The sequence below is a fragment of the Pseudomonas sp. NPDC087814 genome (genome assembly GCF_044742865.1).
GTDB lineage: Bacteria > Pseudomonadota > Gammaproteobacteria > Pseudomonadales > Pseudomonadaceae > Aquipseudomonas.
Genome location: NZ_JBIUVK010000011.1, coordinates 76014 through 91925, shown reverse-complemented (window position 1 = coordinate 91925; position 15912 = coordinate 76014). Strand labels below are relative to the sequence as shown.

Sequence of the window (15912 nt, the reverse complement as noted above, 5' to 3'; positions counted from 1 at the left end):
AATTTCCAAGTGATAAAAAAGATCCTGATCGCCAACCGTGGTGAGATTGCCGTACGTATCGTGCGTGCCTGCGCCGAGATGGGCATTCGTTCGGTCGCGGTCTATTCCGATGCCGATCGCCATGCCCTGCATGTAAAGCGTGCAGATGAAGCCCACAGCATCGGTGCCGAGCCATTGGCCGGTTACCTGAACCCGCGCAAGCTGGTGAACCTGGCGGTGGAAACCGGTTGCGACGCGCTGCACCCCGGCTACGGCTTCCTCTCGGAAAACGCCGAGCTGGCAGATATTTGCGCCGAACGTGGGATCAAGTTCATCGGCCCATCGGCCGAAGTGATTCGCCGCATGGGCGACAAGACCGAAGCCCGCCGCAGCATGATCAAGGCCGGTGTGCCGGTCACCCCGGGCACCGAAGGCAACGTTGCCGACATCGCCGAAGCCCTCACCGAAGGCGACCGCATTGGTTACCCGGTGATGCTCAAGGCCACCTCCGGTGGTGGCGGTCGCGGTATCCGTCGCTGCAACAGCCGTGAAGAACTCGAACAAGCCTTCCCCCGGGTAATTTCCGAAGCCACCAAGGCCTTCGGTTCGGCGGAAGTGTTCCTGGAAAAATGCATCGTCAATCCCAAGCACATCGAGGCGCAGATCCTCGGTGACAGCTTCGGCAATGTGGTGCATCTGTTCGAGCGCGATTGCTCGATCCAGCGCCGTAACCAGAAGCTGATCGAGATCGCCCCTAGCCCCCAGCTGACCCCTGAACAGCGTGCCTACATCGGCGACCTGTCGGTGCGCGCGGCCAAGGCCGTGGGCTACGAGAACGCTGGCACCGTGGAGTTCCTGCTCGCCGAGGGCGAGGTGTACTTCATGGAGATGAACACCCGGGTGCAGGTGGAACACACCATTACCGAAGAAATCACCGGCATCGACATTGTGCGTGAGCAGATCCGCATTGCGTCGGGCCTGCCGCTGTCGGTCAAGCAGGAAGACATTCAGCACCGGGGTTTTGCGTTGCAGTTCCGCATCAACGCCGAAGACCCGAAGAACAACTTTCTGCCCAGCTTCGGCAAGATCACCCGTTACTACGCACCCGGCGGTCCCGGCGTGCGTACCGACACGGCGATCTACACCGGCTACACCATCCCACCGTTCTACGACTCGATGTGCCTGAAGCTGGTGGTGTGGGCGTTGACCTGGGAAGAAGCCATGGACCGCGGCCTGCGCGCCCTGGACGACATGCGCCTGCAAGGCGTGAAGACCACCGCCGCCTATTACCAGGAAATCCTGCGCAACCCGGAATTCCGCAGCGGCCAGTTCAACACCAGTTTTGTGGAAAGCCACCCTGAGCTGACCAACTACTCGATCAAGCGCAAACCCGAAGAGCTGGCCCTGGCCATCGCCGCCGCCATCGCCGCCCACGCAGGCCTGTGAGGAATATAAGAATGAGCAAGAAGATCTTCGTAACCGACACCATCCTGCGCGACGCCCACCAATCGTTGCTGGCGACCCGCATGCGCACCGACGACATGCTGCCGATCTGCGACAAGCTCGACAAAGTCGGCTACTGGTCCCTGGAAGTCTGGGGAGGCGCGACCTTCGACGCCTGCGTACGCTTCCTGAAAGAAGACCCGTGGGAGCGCCTGCGCAAACTGCGCGCGGCGTTGCCCAACACGCGCCTGCAAATGCTGCTGCGTGGCCAGAACCTGTTGGGCTACCGCCACTACAGCGACGATGTGGTCAAAGCCTTCGTCGCCAAGGCCGCCGTCAACGGCATCGACGTGTTCCGCATCTTCGACGCGATGAACGACGTGCGTAACCTGCGAGTGGCCATCGAAGCGGTAAAAGCCGCCGGCAAACATGCCCAGGGCACCATCGCCTACACCACCAGCCCGGTGCACACCATCGAGGCGTTCGTGGCCCAGGCCAAGCAAATGGAAGCCATGGGTTGCGACTCGGTGGCGATCAAGGACATGGCCGGCCTGCTGACGCCATACGCCACCGGCGAGCTGGTCAAGGCGCTGAAGGCCGAGCAGAGCCTGCCGATCTTCATCCACTCCCACGACACTGCGGGCCTGGCTTCGATGTGCCAGCTCAAGGCCATCGAAAACGGTGCCGACCATATCGACACCGCCATTTCCAGCTTCGCCTGGGGCACCAGCCACCCGGGTACCGAGTCGATGGTCGCGGCCCTCAAAGGCAGCGAATTCGACACCGGCCTGAGCCTGGAACTGCTGCAGGAAATCGGTTTGTACTTCTACGCCGTGCGCAAGAAGTACCACCAGTTCGAAAGCGAATTCACCGCCGTCGACACCCGCGTGCAAGTCAACCAGGTACCGGGCGGGATGATTTCCAACCTGGCCAACCAGCTGAAAGAGCAGGGCGCGCTGAACCGCATGAGCGAAGTGCTGGCCGAAATCCCGCGAGTTCGTGAAGACCTTGGCTTCCCGCCGCTGGTCACCCCGACTTCGCAGATCGTCGGTACCCAGGCGTTCTTCAACGTGCTGGCCGGCGAGCGCTACAAGACCATCACCAACGAAGTGAAGCTGTACCTGCAAGGCGGCTACGGCAAGGCGCCGGGCATCGTGAATGAAAAACTGCGGCGCCAGGCCATCGGCAGCGAAGAGGTGATCGACCATCGCCCGGCAGATCTGCTGAAGCCGGAAATGACCAAGTTGCGCGGCGAAATTGGCGCGTTGGCCAAGTCCGAAGAAGACGTACTGACCTACGCGATGTTCCCGGACATCGGGCGCAAATTCCTTGAAGAGCGCGACGCCGGCACCTTGAGCCCTGAAGTGCTGTTGCCGATTCCTGAAGCCGGCGGCGTGGCCCGTGCCGGTGGTGAAGGTGTGCCGACCGAGTTCGTGATCGACGTGCACGGCGAAAGCTATCGCGTGGACATCACCGGGGTGGGCGTCAAGGCCGAAGGCAAGCGCCACTTCTACCTGTCCATCGACGGCATGCCGGAAGAAGTGGTGTTCGAGCCGCTCAACGAGTTTGTCAGCAGTGGCGGCAGCAAGCGCAAGCACGCCACCGCGCCAGGCCATGTCAGCACGGCGATGCCGGGCAACATCGTCGACGTGCTGGTCAAGGAAGGCGACGTGGTGAAGGCCGGCCAGGCTGTGTTGATCACTGAAGCGATGAAGATGGAGACCGAAGTACAGGCGTCGATCGCCGGCAAGGTCACCGCCGTACACGTGGCCAAGGGCGACCGGGTCAACCCGGGTGAAATCCTGATTGAAATCGAAGGCTGATCAACAGCCTTCGAAACTACCGCTTAAACCTCGGGGGGGCATGTGCCCCCTTTTTTTTCGCCCGCAATAATCAGAACGCCAGGGTCCACTGGCCCAGCAAGCCCTGGTTACGGTTGTGGGTGCCGACCTCGGCGGTATAGGCCAGGCCCACGGTGTGCCGGGTCGACAGCGCCAGGTCCACCCCGGTGTGCAGCGCCAGGCTGTCGCGGTCCAGGGAGGTGCCTTCGATGGTGAAGTCACTGTTGAAGCCCGGCCGTTTTACCCACGCGGAGGACTGGCGCACGGTGCTGCTCACGTCACCGTAGAGGTGCTTCCAGCCTGTGCTCAGGTGCGGCTTGAGGGCCATCTGGTTGTCCAGCGTAAAGGCACTGGCCAGGCGCAAGCCGAAGGTGCTGCTGAGGTTTTCCTGGGTCTGGGCGCCGACATTCAGCGCTGTAAAGCCGCCTTTTTCCTTGTAGCGGTCGCGGTGATAGCGCTGGTAGCCGATCCCCGCATAGGGTTCGACGCTGAAACTGCCCTTGTCCAGTTGATAGCCCAGCTCGGCGAAAGCGTTCTGGCTTTGGGCGTTGTATTTGCCTTTGGACTGCTCGCGGCGCTCAACGAAATCAAAGTCTACGGTGCGTTGGGTTTGGCCGGCATGGCTGCTGTAGATCGCCCCCAGGCGCAATGCAAGGGGGCCGTCCTGACGCACGGCGTAACCGCCGAGGTGCCAGCTGTCCAATTCGCCCTTGAAGCGTATGGCGTTCAGGTCGCTGGCGGACTTGGCGCCCATCACACCCACCCGCCAGGCATCGTCCACTGCCCAGTCGCCGCCCAGCATCAGGCCTTGGGTGTGTTGCTGCAGGCCCACGCTACCGTGCTGTCCTTCAAGCTTGCCAGCGTTGCCAAGGGCCTGGAGCCATACGTGGCCATTGCCTTCGGCATCCGTAAGGTTGCGTTCGTCGCCTGTCCGGCGCATGACTGAAAGCAGGCTGCTGTTGAGCTGTTTCATGCTGTCTTGAGTGGCGGCGCCAAGGTTGGCGTTCTGGCTGCCTGCCAGTTGCTCCAGAACTGCACCCACACGGCCCGGTGCCAGCCTGCCAAGTTCCCGGGCGATATTGTCCAGTTCGTACTCCTCCCAGTCATTGAGTTCGCCCGACTTGATGAGGGTGTCCACGGCAGAGTCCAGTACGCGGGCAACCTGCTGGCCGTTACGGGTGGTGGCGTGGTCGTTGAAGTTAAAGTCGGGAGTGGGCTTGGGTGGCTTGGGGCGCTGGTGGCCTTGCTGGCCGACCTCTGGCGCCGGGATGAACCACTCGCTGTCTGGGTCGATGTCCCCTCGCGCCTGGACGAATTGAGCGTTGGTGGCACCCAGCGCGAAGGTGATGGCGAGTGCGAGTTGTTTCTGAAGGAGTGGCATGCAGGTCCGACCTCTTGATGTATGAGGTCGGGAAATCTAGCGGGGTAAAGGGCGGATAAATGTCAGGCCATCCACCCTTTGCCTGCCAGAGATGTCTCTAGTGGGCCGCGATTAAAAACTCATCTGCCATTGCCCGATCAGCCCGTGATTGCGGCTGTTACTGCCTATTTCGCCGCTGTAGCCCACGCCGAGGGTATGGCGTGCCGACAGGCCTATATCCAGCCCGGCTTCCAGCAACAGGCTGTCGCGGTCCAGGGCGCTGCCTTCGACGTTGAACGCGGTGCCGCCCATCAGGAAGGCCTGGCGGGTGCTGCTGTCCACGTCGCCGTAGGTATGTTTCCAGCCGGCGCTGACCCGCGGTGTGAGACTGATGCCGTTGTCCAGCTGGCTCAAGTGCGCCAGGCGCAGGCCGAAGGTGCTGCTGAAATTGTCCTGGGTTTGCCCGTCGACATGCAGGGCGGCGGCGCCGCCTTTTTCGTTGTAGCTGTCGCGGTGGTAGCGCTGGTAGCCGAGGTTGGCGAACGGCTCGGCGCTCAGGCGCCCGCTGCCCATGGCATAACCCAGTTCGGCGAAGGCTTGTTGGCTGTTGGCGTCGTAGTCACCTTTGGGCCGATCGTTGAAACCGTCAAAGGCCACCGTACGTTTACTGTCTCCCTGGTGCCCGCTGTACGCAGCACCCAGGCGCAAGGCCAGCGGTCCGCTCTGGCGCATGGCGTAGACGCCGGCGTGCCAGCTATCGACGCTGCCGTCGACGCCGGTGGTGTCCAGGTCGGTCTTCGAATAACCGCCCAGCACGCCCACGCGCCAGTCCGAATCGAGCGCCCAATCGGCCCCCAGCACGCTGCCTTTGGTGCGCTGGGTCAGGCCATTGCTGCCGTGGTCGCCGTCGAGCTTGCCGTAGCTGCCGATACCTTGCAGCCACAGGCGGCCCCGGGCGTTGGGGTCGTTGAGGTTGCGGGCTTCGGCGGGTACGCCGGTGGCGGCCAGTACGGGGGTGTCTTTTTGATCAAGGCCCACCAGCAGTCCGGCACCGCCGCCCAGTTGGTGCATGGCGTTCAACATGCTGTTGCCGACCTGGGCGCTGGCGCCGAGGGTGGCACTGGTCAGGTTGGCGGTGCTGCTGCCGGCCAATTGCTCGATGGCGGCACCGGCGCTGCTGTTGGTGGTGTTGAGCAAGGCGTTGTACAACGCGTTGTTCTTGCCCAGGCTCGCCAGGGCGTTGGCGGCGCGGGTGCCGTTGCCGGTGTTGGCGAACTGATTGAACGCCACGTCATTGCGGGAATAGGTCAGGCCGACCTGGGTAGGGCTGTAATCCAGGGTGGGGGTGAGGAAGGCATAGTCGCTGGTGACCTTGCCGAACGTGCCATTGATGCTGCCGGCCTGCAGTACCGTGTAGTGGCTCTGCCACGGGTAGGTGCCGGTGCCGGGATTGACCGCCAGGGTCGCGCCATTCAGGTACGCGGTGCCGCCGACCTGGACCGGTGCGCTGCTGCCGTCGGCATTCACGCCATAGGCCAGGGTCGAGCCGCTGGTCATCGTCAGGTCGCGGGTGATGCTGGCGGTGCCGAGGGCGGTGTTGGTCTGCAAGGTGCCTTTGACCAACAGGCTGCCGACACTGCCGCCACCGGCATAAATACCGCCTTCATCGACGGTCAGGTTGCCAGCGATCCCGCCCTGGTTGATCAGCTTGGCGCCGCTGAAAATCTCGCCGCCGTCGCTGAAGTCGCCGCTGCCGGTGAGGGTCCAGGTGCCTTGTTTCACGTCCAGCCATTCGAAGTTGCGGCTGTCGCCAAAACTGCCGCCGGCGGCGTCGTCCATGATCACGCGGTCATATCCGGTGCCGCCATCCACCACGCCGACAAAGCGGCTGCCGCCGAGCAGGGTCAGCGTGTCATCGCCGCCGCCCAAATCCAGGGCCAGGCCGTTGCTGCCGCTGATCACGCCGGCGTTGACCACCGTGTCGGCAAACTCGCCGACGAACTTCACGCCAAAGCCGTTCAGGCCCTGAATGGTGCCATGGTTGATCAGGGTGGTTGCAGCGAGTCCCGGGCCGTCGCTGCCGTCGTCCACTAGCACCGCGTTGTTGGCACCGCTTACCAATGCACCCACGCCGTTGAACACGTAGCCACCGCCGAGGGCGATGCCTTCGCTGCCGTTGGCAAAGCCGTTCTTGTCGACACCGCCGGCGCCGACGCCCTGGATGATGCCGTAGTTTTCAATGTGGGCAATCTTGTCGATGTCCACGCCGTCACCATCGCCGTCCGGCTGCAGTCCGGAAAATGCGCCAGTAATAGTGCCATGGTTGATCACCGTGCCATCGCCGTCGGAACCAAAGCCCGAGCCGTTGCGGCCGATTACCGTGCCGTAGTTGGTCAGCGTGGCGCCCAGGTCGGTGGTGATGCCGTGGCGGCCGCCGGAGATGAGGCCGTAGTTGGTGACGGTCACGCCAGTAGCGGAGTCGATGTCGACGCCGTCGAATTTGTCATCGCGCGAGTGGGTGTCGCCGGTGGAAATCTCGCCGTAGTTGGTGATCGTAGCGTTGCCGCCGGTCTTCATGCCGTCGCTGGCGTCGCCGCGAATCAGCCCGCCTTGGCGGTTGATGATAGTGGTGGTGACGTTGGAGCTGCGGATCGCATCCAGGTCCAGCCCTTGGCCGGTGGCGGAGCGAATGGTGCCGTTGTTGTCGATCAGCAGGCTGCCGCTGGCGAAGTTGCTGTCGATGCGCAGCGCGTCGTTGGCGCCCTGGATCACGCCGCCGGCTCGGTTGTAGATGCTGTAGTTGCGCGTACCGGTGAGGCTGCCGCTGCTGTCGATGGCCCGGCCACCCGTGGAGGTAATGCTGCCGGCGTTGTCGATCACCACGCCATTGTCGCGGGTGCCGTCCTTCAGGGTCACGGCCACTTTGCTGGTGGTGATGCTGCCGGGTGCCGAGATCGTCAGCGAGTCACTGCCGCCCAGGGTTTGCCCGGTGGTGGTCGGTGTGTCGATCTGCAATGTCTTGGGTGGGGTCGGGGCTGCGTCAGCAAAGCCGCTGCCCACCAGCAGGCCGAGGGTGAGTACGAGGCGCTGGGGTGACGGAGGCATGGCAGACGTCCTTATTTTTGGAAAAGAGTCGACCTGTATAGCGGAGGTTTTTTACAGAATGATGGCGGGGAGGTTACTGAGGTGGTGCGTCGTTTGGGGGGAGGTCACCATGCTGAACCAAATGTCGATGTGCACGTGCGTACTCTGGTGTATATCGAACACGGCGAGGGCAATCAGACGCTCAAGTCGTTGAATGCGGCGCTCAGGCCGTTTGGGTTGAAGATGGGCGGGGTTGGCTGAGCACAAGGCTCGGATACGCTGAAGATACAATGTGGGAGCCGGGCTTGCCCGCGATGACGGTGGGTCAGTCAATACATTTGTGACTGATACACCGCTTTCGCGAGCACGCCCGCTCCCACATTTGTCAGGGGGTGGCAGGGTGGCTTAGGTACGGCACTCCACCAGCGTTTTCAACTGTCCCGAACCGGTCTGGTTTGCATCCGACAGCCACGCTTCAAACCCGGCCCCAATCGCCGGCCATTCCCCATCCAGGATCGAATACCACGCCGTATCCCGGTTCTTTCCCTTCACTACGGTGTGCTGGCGAAACACCCCTTCAAAACTGAAACCCAAACGCTCGGCGGCGTTTTTGGAGCGGGCGTTGGCGTTGTTGCACTTCCACTCCAGGCGGCGATTGCCCAGCTCAAACGAGTGCCTGGCCAGCAGGTACACCGCCTCGGTGCTTTTCGGTGAACGTTGCATCGGGGCGCCGAAGGTCACGTGGCCGATTTCAATGCGGCCTTGCTCGGGCACGATGGACATCAGGCTGAGGATGCCTTGCACCTCGCCGCTGGCTTTGTCGATCACACTGAAGAAGTACGGGTCGCTGTGGGACGCGTGGTTGTTCAGCCAGGCATCGAAGGCGGCGCGCTCGGGGAATGGGCCGTAAGGCAAATAGTCCCACAGCTTCGGATCCGCGCCGGGGCCTTGCAGGGCGTTGAACAGGTCATCGCCGTGGCGGGCGGGGTCGAGTTTTTCCAGGCGCACGAAGCGCCCTTCGATAAGGGTGACGGTGGGCGCCGGGACACCTTTCCAGTCGGCCAATGATGTCGTCATGCTGTGCTTCTCCTTAAAGACCTTTGCGAAACTGGATAAAACCGGGGCGTTCGGCGATGCGTTCGTACAGCTGGATGGCGGTGGCGTTGGTCTCGTGGGTCAGCCAGTGGACCTTGCAGCAACCGTCGGCCTTGGCGGTGGCGTAGACGAATTCGATCAGCTTGCGGCCGACGCCGGTGCCGCGCTGGGCCGGATCTACCAGCAAATCCTGCAGGTAGCAGGAGTTCTCGATGCTCCAGTTGGAACGGTGGTAGATGAAATTGACCATGCCTATGGCCTTGCCGTCTTGCCAGGCCAGGGCCGAGTGGGTCGGCTCATTGGCGTCGATCAAGCGTTGCCAGGTGTTCTGGCTGACGGCGTCGGGCAGCTCGGTGTTGTAGAAGCGCAGGTAGGCTTGCCACAGGGGCAACCAAGCGGCGTGGTCGGCGGCGCTGACCTGGCGGATTTCGATCTGGCTCATGATGGCTCCTTGGGAATAAAGCGGGCGAGGGTCTGGTCGCGTACGTCGGTGCTGGCAGCCAGGCCGTCGCGAACGCCGGCGATGTCCGCCGGGCTGCGGTTCTGGCTGAGTTTGCGTTTGCCTTCCAGGCGTTGGATCGGCAGGGCAAAGCCGACGATGGCCTTGAGCATGCCGTCGATGTAGTCGGCCGGGGCGTCGCTGACTTTCCAGGGTTGGGCGCGATTGCCTTCATGGCGGTCGGTGAGGGCGCTGACCAGTTCGAGCAGGCGCTCGGCGTCGGTGAACACTTCGCCGGTGCCGTATGCGTGTACCGCGATGTAATTCCATGTCGGCACCACTTTGCCGTGTTCGGCCTTGGCCGGGTAGAACGACGGGCTGATGTAGGCCTCGGCCCCGGCAAAAATCACCAGGGCCTCGCCGCCATTTTGCAGGTCCTGCCATTGGCGATTGGCCTTGGCCATGTGCCCGTAAAGGGTGCCGTTGGGCCCTTCATCCGGGTTGAGCAGCAGCGGCAAATGGCTGGCTTGCAGGCCTTGTTCGCCCAAGGTCACCAGTTGCGCCAGGCGCGTGTGCTGGATCAGTTGCTGGATTTCGGGCAAGTCATCGAGGGCAAAGGCGCGTGGTGTGTACATGAAGATTTTCCTTGGCGAATGCCTGCATCCTAGGCAGGCTATTGGTTCGTTGTAAGAGCCATCTACAGTCAATTTTATAGGTCCAATTCCATGCCTGCGCTAGAACCACCGCTCTCGTTCAACCCGGCGGGTATCGAGTTGGACCGCCGCCAGGGACTCACCCGCCAGCTCTATCAGGCGCTGCGCCAGCGAGTACTGGATGGCCGGTTAGTCAGTGGCACCCGGCTCCCCGCCAGCCGTGACCTGGCGGCGGCACTGTCGATCTCGCGCAACAGTGTGGTTCGCGCCTACGACCAACTGTATGCCGAAGGATTTATCGAAGGCCGCGTGGGTGATGGCACCTATGTGGCGCAATTGCCGCAGACGTCGACGCCCGCAAAAAAACTATCCACAAAAGTGTCCACAGGGTTATCAACAGGCTTATCCCCAGGTTTATCCACAAAGCGCCCGGATTTACCTGTGTTTTCGTCCAGTCAAGTTATCCACAGCGGTGCGCTGGCGCGGGTGGAAAACAATCATTTGGCGCTTCCGCCCAGTGGTCCGCCGAGGGCCTTCCGGGTGGGCGTACCGGCTTTCGATCTGTTCCCGTTTGACGTGTGGGCCAAGCTGAATGCGGCTTTCTGGCGCAAGCCGGACTTGCAGCAACTGTGTTATGGCGACCCGGCGGGCGACGCGCGCCTGCGTGGATTGATTGCGGCCTATTTACGCAGTTCTCGCGGCATGCAGTGCACGGCTGAGCAAATAGTGATCACCAGTGGCGCGCAGCAGGCAATCAGCCTTTGTGCACAGCTGCTGGTGGAGCCCGGCGATGAGGTTGCCATCGAGAATCCGGGGTATCGGGCAGCAGGCCATGCGTTCGCGGTGGCGGGCGGCCAATTGCATGGCGTGACGGTGGACAGCGAGGGCATCGACTGCGCTGCCTTGAACCGCCTCGGCGGTTGCCGCCTGGCCTACGTCACCCCGTCCCATCAATACCCCACCGGCGTGGTGATGAGCCTGGCCCGGCGCCTGGAACTGCTGGCCTGGGCCGAGCGTACGGGCGGCTGGATCGTCGAGGATGACTACGACGGTGAGTACCGCTACAGCGGCGCGCCCCTGGCGCCACTGGCGGCCCTCGATCGCACGGGGCGGGTGCTGTATGTCGGGACTTTCGGCAAGGTGGCCTTTCCGGCGCTGCGCCTGGGCTACCTGGTGTTGCCGGTCGGCCTGGTCCAGGCCTTTGCCCGGCGCCGCGCGGTGGACGTGCGCCACTCGGAAGTCAGCACTCAGGCGGTGATGGCGGAGTTCATGGCGACCGGGCATTTTCAGCGCCATGTACGCCGCATGCGCCGCGCCGCGCAGAGCCGGCTCAATGCGCTATTGGCCGAATGGCCTGCCGACATTGAAGGCGTTGGCCGCCTGCCGTCGGTGGCGGCCGGGCTGCACCTGACCGTGCGGGTCGACAGCCTGGCGCGGGAACAGGCGCTGATCCAACAGGCGGCGGCAGTGGGTGTGGAGGTCAATGGCTTGAGCAGCTATTGGTTGCCGGAGTCACTCACGCCGCAGGATCAGCGTGCCGGATTGGTATTGGGGTTTGCTGCCGTGCCCGAGGCACAGATCAGCCAGGCGTTGAAGCGCTTGGGCCAGGTTTGGCGCGCGCCGGTTGCGCACTGAGGCGCAACCGGCGGCAACCGATCAGGTGCCGGACTTGATCTTGGTCCAGGCGCGGGTCCTGGCTCGTTCGGCGTCACGTCCCAGGGGCTTGAGGGTATACAGCGTGGCCATGGCCGCCTCGGTCGGGTACAGGTTGGGGTTGTTGCGAATCGCCGGATCCACCAACCCGGTGGCGTCCTTGTTGGGGTTGGGGTAACCGACAAAATCGCTGATCGGCGCGATCACGCCCGGTTGCAGCAGGTAGTTGATAAAGGCGTAGGCGTCTTCCGGGTCCTTGGCGCCTTTGGGGATGGCAAGCATGTCGAACCAGATCGGCGCGCCTTCTTTGGGTAGCCGCATGTCCACGGTCACACCGTTCTTGGCTTCCTTGGCGCGGTTGGCGGCCTGGGAGAAGCTGCCGGAATAGCCGACCGCCACGCAGATGTCGCCGTTGGCAATGTCAGCCATGTACTTGGACGAATGGAAATAGGTGATGTACGGGCGGATCTTCATCAGCAGTGCTTCGGCTTTGACATAGTCCGCCGGGTTGCTGCTGTTGGGGTCCAGGCCCAGGTGTTGCAAGGCCAGGGGCAGGATTTCCGACGGCGAATCCAGCAGCGCCACGCCGCATTGCTTGAGCTTGCTGATGTTCTCGACGTTGAAGATCAGGTCCCAGCTGTCCACGGGGGCGTTGGCCCCCAGCGCGGCCTTGACCTTGTCCGGGTTGAAGCCGATCAGGATGGTGCCGTACATGTAGGGCACGGCGAATTTATTGCCGGGGTCGTTGGCCTCGATCAGCTTCATCAACTTGGGATCGAGGTGGTTCCAGTTGGGCAGTTTGCTGCGGTCCAGCGGCTGGAACACCGAGGCTTCGATCTGCTTGGCCAGGAACACGTTGGAGGGCACGACCACGTCATAGCCGGAGTTGCCGGTCAGCAGCTTGGCCTCCAGGGCTTCGTTGGTGTCGAAGATGTCGTAGACCAGCTTGACGCTGGGGTTCTGCGCCTTGAAATCTTCCAGGGCCTTGGGCGTGATGTAGTCGAACCAGTTGTAGACCCGCAGGGTTCTTTCTTCGGCGTGCGCGGCCCCGCTCAGCACGGCGGCGCAGAGGACGAGATGCTTGAGCATGTTCATTGGGCGAATCCCTCAAAACCTTCGAGAACGTTGACGGCATTGATGCCGATTTCTTCCACGGCGTAGCCGCCTTCCATCACAAACAGCGTCGGTTTGCCGAGGCGGGCGATTCGCGCGCCCATCGCCAGGTAGTCGGGGCTGTCGAGCTTGAACTGGGAGATCGGGTCGTCCTTGAAGGTGTCGACGCCCAGCGAGACCACGATGATGTCGGCGCCGTAGCGCTCGATATCCCCGCAGGCCTGCTCCAGCGCGGCGCTCCAGCGGTCCCAGCCAGAACCTGCGGGCAACGGATAGTTGAAGTTGAAACCCTCACCGGCGCCTTCGCCCAGCTCGTCGGCGTAGCCCAGGAAGAACGGAAATTCCGCCTCCGGATGGCCGTGGATCGAGGTGAACAGCACATCGTCGCGCTCGTAGAAAATCGACTGGGTACCGTTGCCGTGGTGGTAGTCCACGTCGAGGATGGCCACCTTTGTGTGGCCCTGGTCGAGAAACGCCTGGGCTGCGATCGCCGCGTTGTTGAGGTAGCAATATCCGCCCATCAAGTCGCTGGCGGCGTGGTGCCCGGGCGGACGGCACAGGGCGAAGGCACTGCGGGCGCCTTGCTGGATCGCCTGTTGCGCGGTGAGAGCGACTTGCGCCGCGCTGTAGGCCGCTTGCCAGGTGCCGGCGGTGATCGGCGCGCCGCCGTCGAAACTGTAATAGCCGAGCTGGCCGTGCAGGCTGGTGGGGATGACCCGACGCAAGGTGCGTGCGGGCCAGGTGTAGGGCAGCAAGTCTCCGTCCTGGCCAAATGCCGTCCAGCGTTGCCAGGCGCCTTTGAAGAAGTCCAGGTACGCGGGGCTGTGAATACGTTGCAGCGGCGCCAGGCCAAAATCCTCAGGCGCTTGCACCGGGCCCAGTTCGCGGTCCTTGACCCGTTGCAACACATGGTCGGCGCGCGAGGGCATTTCGAAACACGGCATCAGTTGCCCGTCCATCAACTCGCACCGGCCATGGTGCAGGTGGTGATCGTCCGAGTAGATCGTCAGCATATTGTTGTTCTCCGCAGGCTGAATCGGTGAGTCCAGTCTTGCGGCGGGTGGGATTAATGAGAATGGCAGGAGCGGCCAAAAGGGGATAAATATGGCCAAAGTGTGTGACCGCAATTCGCCCCGAAATGGCGCGGCCGTGCCCCAGCAAGTGGCTTCAGGGGCGGAACTGGCTGGGTGCGACGCCGCTCCAGCGGACAAAGGCGTGACGGAAACTCGCGGTTTCGCTGAAGCCCAGCGCCTCGGCAATTCGGTAAATGGGCAGCTCATCCTCGCCCAGCAATCGCTTGGCCCGCTCGAAGCGTAGCTCGTCCAGCAACTCCTGATAGCTGCAGCCCAAGTCATGCAGGTGCCGGCGTAGCGTGCGCGGGGAGCAGTTCATCTGCTCGGCCAGGCCGTCGAGGCCCGGCGCGGCGCTGAGTTGGCTGGCGAGCAGGTGGCGAATCTTGCCCAGCCAGGCCTGGCGCCCGGTGAACTCGGTGTTTTGCTTGCGGCAGCGCTCGGCCATGGCCTGGTGGGTGACGGCGTCGGCTAATGGCAGGGGCTGGTCCAGCCAGCTTCGGTCGAAGGCAAACGCGTTGGCGATGGCGCCGAATTGCAGCGGGCAGGCAAAGATTTCGGCGTACCGTGCGCGGTAATCCGGGGCGTCGTGTTCAAAGCGCGCCCCCAGCAGCGGCAGGGCATGCCCCAGCAGGTCGTCGCAGATCACCTTCAACGAGGCCAGGCAGAGTTCGACGTTGAACGTTTCCAGCGCCGGATTTTCCCGGTAATCCGCGGCGCTGAACCAGATGCGCGTGCCGTCTTCCTCAAGGTCCAGCTCGAAAAGTGTTCCCAGCAGCGCCGGATACCGCAGCGCCAGGCGCAAAGCGTCACCGAAGGTGGCACTGGTGAGCAGTGCGTAACCGAGCATGCCATAGGAAGAAACGTGCATTTGCCGGCCCAGCTCCAGGCCGATATCCCGGCGCAGGGCCACGGCGTTGGCGCACACGCGCATCTCCTGGTTGGTGGTGATGCGGGTGTCGGCGCGGCTCAAGTCCGCCGCGCAGATACCGCTGCCGGCCAGCAAGGCCTCGGCGGGTTGGCCTTCGGCCTTGAAGGTATTGAGCACCAACGAGACGGCATTGAGGGTGGTGAGGTGGGAGTGCAACATGGGTGCTTCCAGCCAGGGGATGGCTGGAAGAGGAGCAAGTTATATGCCGGTCAGCTCAGTTCGCCGCACAGGTCGAGTTCGACCAGGCGGCGGATTTCGGCGGTGTCCAGCCCGGCGCCGATCAACGCATTGAGCTTGCCGAACGCGGCTTCACGGGTCATCCCGCCACCCGACAACACCCCGACGCCCCGCAGGCGGCTGCCGGCTTCGTACACGTCCAGCTCCACACCGCCTTCATGGCATTGGGTGATTGCCACCACGACCACGCCGTTATCCTGCGCGCGCTGCAGGCTGGCGAGGAACTGCGGGTTGTCGCTCGGTCCGGTGCCGCTGCCGAAGCATTCCAGCACCAGCGCCTGGATGCCGCTGTCGATCAACGCGTCCAATTGCGCGGCGGCGATGCCCGGCACCAGTGGCAGCACACCCACATTGGCCAGCGCCTTGGCCTGGCGGTAATGCAGCGCCGCCGGAACCAACTCGGCTTGGGCGACGCCGCCGTTACGCTGCAACGCGGCAAACGGGTGGCGACCAAAACTGCGGATTTTCGCGCAACGGGTCGGGGCCATCAGTGCACCGTGGAAGTACAGTTGCACGCCAGGCGCCAGGCCTTGGCCCAGGGCTGCCAACGCACCGCTGACGTTTTCCCAGGCATCGCTGTCGGGCACACCGGCCGGCAGCATCGAGCCGGTAAACAGCACCGGCGCGGGCAGGCCCAGCAGTTGGAAACTCATGGCCGCGGCGCTGTAGGCCAGGGTGTCGGTGCCGTGCAGCACCAGTACGGCGTCGCAACCCTCGTCCACCGCCTCAACCACGGCGGCGCGCAGGCGCTGCCAATAGGCGGGGGTCATGTTCGCACTGTCGATCAGCGGGGACATTTCCCGAAAGCGCCAGGCGGGCATATTCAGTTGGGCGAGGGCTTCGCTCATGCGCGCTTCAAACCCCGAAGCGGGGGCCAGGCCGTTGGCGCTGGCCTGCATGCCGATGGTGCCGCCGGTGTAGAGCACCATGACGTTGTTGGCTGGTTGCATTGAAGAATCTCCTGAACGAAAAACGCCGCCGGGCCCAGAGCATGCCCAAGGCCGGGCGGCGTGT

General features: G+C 63.2%; 12 protein-coding genes. 3 read left to right on the top strand and 9 right to left on the bottom strand.

Annotated features, from left to right (window positions below; genetic code table 11):
• Positions 1-9 precede the first annotated feature (9 nt).
• Both ACIOMR_RS11700 and oadA read left to right on the top strand, forming a co-directional pair.
• Positions 10-1425 (top strand): acetyl-CoA carboxylase biotin carboxylase subunit, encoded by a 1416-nt coding sequence (locus ACIOMR_RS11700; protein ID WP_003213442.1) that lies wholly within the window; start codon positions 10-12, stop codon positions 1423-1425.
• An 11-nt stretch (positions 1426-1436) separates the two neighbouring features.
• Positions 1437-3245: a sodium-extruding oxaloacetate decarboxylase subunit alpha gene (gene oadA / locus ACIOMR_RS11695; RefSeq protein WP_003213440.1), complete on the top strand. Its 1809-nt coding sequence runs from the start codon at positions 1437-1439 to the stop codon at positions 3243-3245.
• A gap of 70 nt (positions 3246-3315) precedes the next feature.
• Here the strand turns inward: oadA and ACIOMR_RS11690 are convergent, their stop codons facing one another.
• From ACIOMR_RS11690 to ACIOMR_RS11670, 5 genes are all read right to left on the bottom strand, one after another.
• The gene (locus ACIOMR_RS11690) at positions 3316-4644 is read right to left on the bottom strand and encodes an autotransporter domain-containing protein (protein ID WP_401194192.1); all 1329 of its coding nucleotides are present in this window, start codon (positions 4642-4644) and stop codon (positions 3316-3318) included.
• A gap of 111 nt (positions 4645-4755) precedes the next feature.
• Positions 4756-7728 (bottom strand): autotransporter domain-containing protein, encoded by a 2973-nt coding sequence (locus ACIOMR_RS11685; RefSeq protein ID WP_401194189.1) that lies wholly within the window; start codon positions 7726-7728, stop codon positions 4756-4758.
• Positions 7729-8112: 384 nt separating this feature from the next.
• On the bottom strand, positions 8113-8784 hold the full coding sequence (locus tag ACIOMR_RS11680) for a GNAT family N-acetyltransferase (RefSeq protein ID WP_177020311.1): 672 nt from the start codon (positions 8782-8784) through the stop codon (positions 8113-8115).
• Between the two features lie 13 nt (positions 8785-8797).
• Positions 8798-9244, bottom strand: a complete 447-nt coding sequence (locus ACIOMR_RS11675) for a GNAT family N-acetyltransferase (RefSeq protein WP_087694598.1) — start codon at positions 9242-9244, stop codon at positions 8798-8800.
• The gene (locus ACIOMR_RS11670; protein WP_177066896.1) at positions 9241-9876 is read right to left on the bottom strand and encodes an FMN-binding negative transcriptional regulator; all 636 of its coding nucleotides are present in this window, start codon (positions 9874-9876) and stop codon (positions 9241-9243) included. Before ACIOMR_RS11670 ends, ACIOMR_RS11675 begins: the two co-directional genes overlap by 4 nt.
• Positions 9877-9966: 90 nt before the next feature.
• Here ACIOMR_RS11670 and ACIOMR_RS11665 point away from each other — a divergent pair, with 90 nt between their 5' ends.
• The gene (locus tag ACIOMR_RS11665; protein ID WP_401194184.1) at positions 9967-11529 is read left to right on the top strand and encodes a PLP-dependent aminotransferase family protein; all 1563 of its coding nucleotides are present in this window, start codon (positions 9967-9969) and stop codon (positions 11527-11529) included.
• Between the two features lie 21 nt (positions 11530-11550).
• Here ACIOMR_RS11665 and ACIOMR_RS11660 read toward each other — a convergent pair whose 3' ends face one another.
• The 4 genes from ACIOMR_RS11660 to ACIOMR_RS11645 all read right to left on the bottom strand — a co-directional run bounded on the left by ACIOMR_RS11660 (position 11551) and on the right by ACIOMR_RS11645 (position 15848).
• On the bottom strand, positions 11551-12642 hold the full coding sequence (locus tag ACIOMR_RS11660) for a polyamine ABC transporter substrate-binding protein (RefSeq protein ID WP_093203570.1): 1092 nt from the start codon (positions 12640-12642) through the stop codon (positions 11551-11553).
• Positions 12639-13673 carry a histone deacetylase family protein gene (locus tag ACIOMR_RS11655; RefSeq protein ID WP_008439485.1) on the bottom strand — a complete coding sequence of 345 codons (1035 nt, stop codon included), beginning with the start codon at positions 13671-13673 and terminating at the stop codon, positions 12639-12641. Before ACIOMR_RS11655 ends, ACIOMR_RS11660 begins: the two co-directional genes overlap by 4 nt.
• A gap of 154 nt (positions 13674-13827) precedes the next feature.
• Positions 13828-14820, bottom strand: a complete 993-nt coding sequence (locus ACIOMR_RS11650) for an AraC family transcriptional regulator (protein WP_003213421.1) — start codon at positions 14818-14820, stop codon at positions 13828-13830.
• 50 nt (positions 14821-14870) lie between these two features.
• Positions 14871-15848: an asparaginase gene (locus ACIOMR_RS11645; protein ID WP_087694602.1), complete on the bottom strand. Its 978-nt coding sequence runs from the start codon at positions 15846-15848 to the stop codon at positions 14871-14873.
• Between the last annotated feature and the right edge of the window lie 64 nt (positions 15849-15912).